Annotated in this window: 3 protein-coding genes and 1 pseudogene; all 4 read left to right on the top strand. The window is 62.2% G+C overall.

All coding sequences use genetic code 11. The annotated features are described in order from the left end of the window. Positions 1 to 884, top strand: an 884-nt coding sequence (locus L0H65_RS17860) for a hypothetical protein (protein ID WP_301460562.1), incomplete at its 5' end; no start/stop codon positions are given. Positions 885 to 913: 29 nt separating this feature from the next. Beyond that, positions 914 to 1,993 carry a serine protease gene (locus tag L0H65_RS17855; RefSeq protein ID WP_301460561.1) on the top strand — a complete coding sequence of 360 codons (1,080 nt, stop codon included), beginning with the start codon at positions 914 to 916 and terminating at the stop codon, positions 1,991 to 1,993. Positions 1,994 to 2,024: 31 nt separating this feature from the next. Continuing rightward, positions 2,025 to 2,612 (top strand): ImuA family protein, encoded by a 588-nt coding sequence (locus tag L0H65_RS17850; RefSeq protein WP_301460560.1) that lies wholly within the window; start codon positions 2,025 to 2,027, stop codon positions 2,610 to 2,612. Continuing rightward, a pseudogene (locus L0H65_RS17845) lies at positions 2,527 to 2,734 on the top strand (DNA polymerase Y family protein); the annotation flags it as partial. The gene L0H65_RS17850 and the pseudogene L0H65_RS17845, both read left to right, overlap by 86 nt.

The raw sequence follows: 2,734 nt of genomic DNA, 5'->3' as shown, positions 1-2,734 counted from the left end.
CGCTGCGCCTTGCAGTTTTGCAACAGGCGTACCCGAAGGATACCGCAGATTATGGACCGATCCGCGCCGCGATTGACATCTTGCAACAAGACGGCACGCTGACGGTCGGCACGGGAGAGGTTGATCTCGTGCCGATCCTGACGGGCGGCGCGCTGGCGCTGACCGGGCCTGATGGGATGCTGGACCCGCTTGGGCATGGCTCCTCCCCCCGCGTCACGGCTCGCGATGGAGAAGATGCAACCGCAGCCACCCTGCGTCTGCTGGAAAACGCGGCCCACGCCACCCGCGTTCGGGCAATCCTGACCGGACTTGGCGCAGGACGCGGCTTTGGCATTACCGGCGCGCCCCTCAAAATGGAAACCGAGCGCCGCGCCGGGGTGCAGGTCGGGTCTGATTGCGCCAAAACCGGAACGCCAACCCCGCATGACCCCACGCAGGGAGTCTCTGCCTGCGATGAGTTATGGCTGACGCTGACCAACCAATCGGGCCGGGTGCAGGATGTCAGCGTGTTCTATCTGGCGCAGGATTTCACACTGTCGCTGATCTGGCCGCAAAACAACCTGTCCAACCGGCTGGCCCTTGGCGAAAGCACCCGCGTCGGTTTGCGCATAGATGCGGCGGACCCGACGGCTTTCGCGGCAGAAGAAATTCTGGTTGTCGCCCTGTCCCCCGATGTGGATGAACCCCGCGCCGATCTTTCTGCCTTGGCAAGCCCGGATCGCCTTCGCGCAACCGGCAGCGACCCGACACTCGCCACCATAGCCGTGTTGATGGACCCGCAAGACACGACCCAAACGCGCGGCTTTTCCACCAAACGCCCCGCCCTGACCCTGCTGCGCCAATCGGTGCATCTGCGCCCCGCAACGCCAACCAAACTCCCCTGACATTCCCATCGACAAGCCAAGGAGCCGCCATGACCATGAACAAACGCCTCGCCCTGACGACCACCGGCATCTGCCTGCCTGCCCTGCTGTGTGCAAGCCTTGCACTGGCCCAGACCGCGCCGGACTTCTCAACCCCGCCGGTGGATGCCGCCACCGCTTCGCCGTTCAACTACACCCAAAGCGGGATGAAGGCTGAACATGCGAAAGAAGTCGCGACAGCAACCAGCGGCGCGCGCGTTGTCGGTGGCGAGTTGGCAGCAGAGGGTGCTTGGCCTTGGCAAATCGGGATGATCATCAATGGCGCACCAACGACCGAGGAAGGCCATTTCTGCGGCGGCTCCATGGTGCTGGACCAATGGGTGCTGACGGCGGCGCATTGCGTGCATATGGCCGATGACAAAGGCGTTTTCCGTGATATCAACCCGCAAGCGATTTCAATTCTGGTCGGCACCAACAGCCTGTCGGATGGCAGCGGCGATCTGGTTCCGGTCGCACAGATATTCCGGCATCCAGACTATATCGGCACCGCGTTTGACAATGATATCGCACTGATCAAACTCACCCGCAAACCGGAGGTGCCTTTCGGCAAGATCAAGGTGCCGGATGCGGAGCTTGGCGATAACCTTGACCAGCCGGGGGTGGAAACCACGGTCACCGGCTGGGGTCTGACCGAAGGCGGCGACCATCCGGACGCGCTGCGGCAGGTGCAAATCCAGATGATGGACCGCAACCTGTGCAATCAAGCCATGCTCGACAGCCGCGCCGAGGAGGCGGCCAAGGGCTTTGGCTATGCCGTAAAGGTTTTCGGGCTGACAGATGAAGCCGCCTATTCGGCATGGGATGCTATGATCGCCGGGGTCAAGCCGCCGATGTCGGCCAATATGCTGTGTTCCGGCACGTTTGAAGGCGGCAAGACCGCCTGTTCCGGTGATAGCGGCGGGCCGTTGGTGGTGGCGCTGAACGATGGCAGCTTCATTCAGGCCGGCGTGGTCAGTTGGGGCCTGTCCGGTGTTGGCGGCAAAGGCTGTAATGAGAGTGCGCCGTTTTCGGCCTATACGCGGGTTTCGAACTACCTGCCGTGGCTGCAAAGCACCATCGATGCGAATTGACGTGGCGGCTGATCGCTTTTAGATCAGCGCCATGACAACTTGTCTTTTCACCGGCCTGCCGCTCCGCCCCGCGCGGGTGCATGAGGTTTTTGGCCCTGCCGCCGCGGGTTTTGCTTGTATCGCAGGCGCGCAGGCGCCGGGCGCTGTGCTGTGGATACAGGAAAGCCGAACGGCGGAGACGTTGAACCCCAACGGGATCGCGCCTCTGCTTGACCCTGCGCGCCTGTTGCTTGCCCGCAGCGCAAACCAGACCGACAGTCTTGCCGTGGCGGAAGAAGCCTTGCGCGATGGGTCGGTGCCGTTTGTGGTGATTGAAATCACCCACCCGCTTGATCTGCGCGAAGGGCGGCGGCTGCAACTTGCGGCCAAGAACGGCAACTCAACCGGCCTTTGCCTGATCCCGGAAGGCATGGGATCGAACGCGGCAGAGACCCGCTGGCACGCCGCCCCGATCTTTGATCCTGCACGGGAAGACTCGACTCTGATGCGTTGGGAAATTATCAAGAACAAATCAGGAACAACAGGGGCCTGGAATGTTCGATGGAATCCAGAAACGCATCGTCTCGATGTGGTTTCCCCGGCTGCCGAGCGACCGGGTTCTGCGGGCATGTCCAATTGACGGGCCTTTCGCCCTGATCCTGAAGCAAAACAACACCGACCGGATTTATTGTCTCAACCCTGCTGCCGAACAGGCAGGGCTGGCGCGCGGCATGAGCTTTGCCGACGCCCGCGCCTTTTGCC

The organism is Pseudorhodobacter sp. (genome assembly GCF_030452865.1).
GTDB lineage: Bacteria > Pseudomonadota > Alphaproteobacteria > Rhodobacterales > Rhodobacteraceae > Pseudorhodobacter.
The sequence above is the reverse complement of the archived record's forward strand: the minus strand, read 5'-3'. Positions and strand labels throughout refer to the sequence as shown.

Coding starts and splice junctions, on each gene's coding strand:
- L0H65_RS17855 (WP_301460561.1), top strand. CDS start 914: ATGACCATGAACAAACGCCTCGCCCTGACGACCACCGGCATCTGCCTG.
- L0H65_RS17850 (WP_301460560.1), top strand. CDS start 2,025: ATGACAACTTGTCTTTTCACCGGCCTGCCGCTCCGCCCCGCGCGGGTG.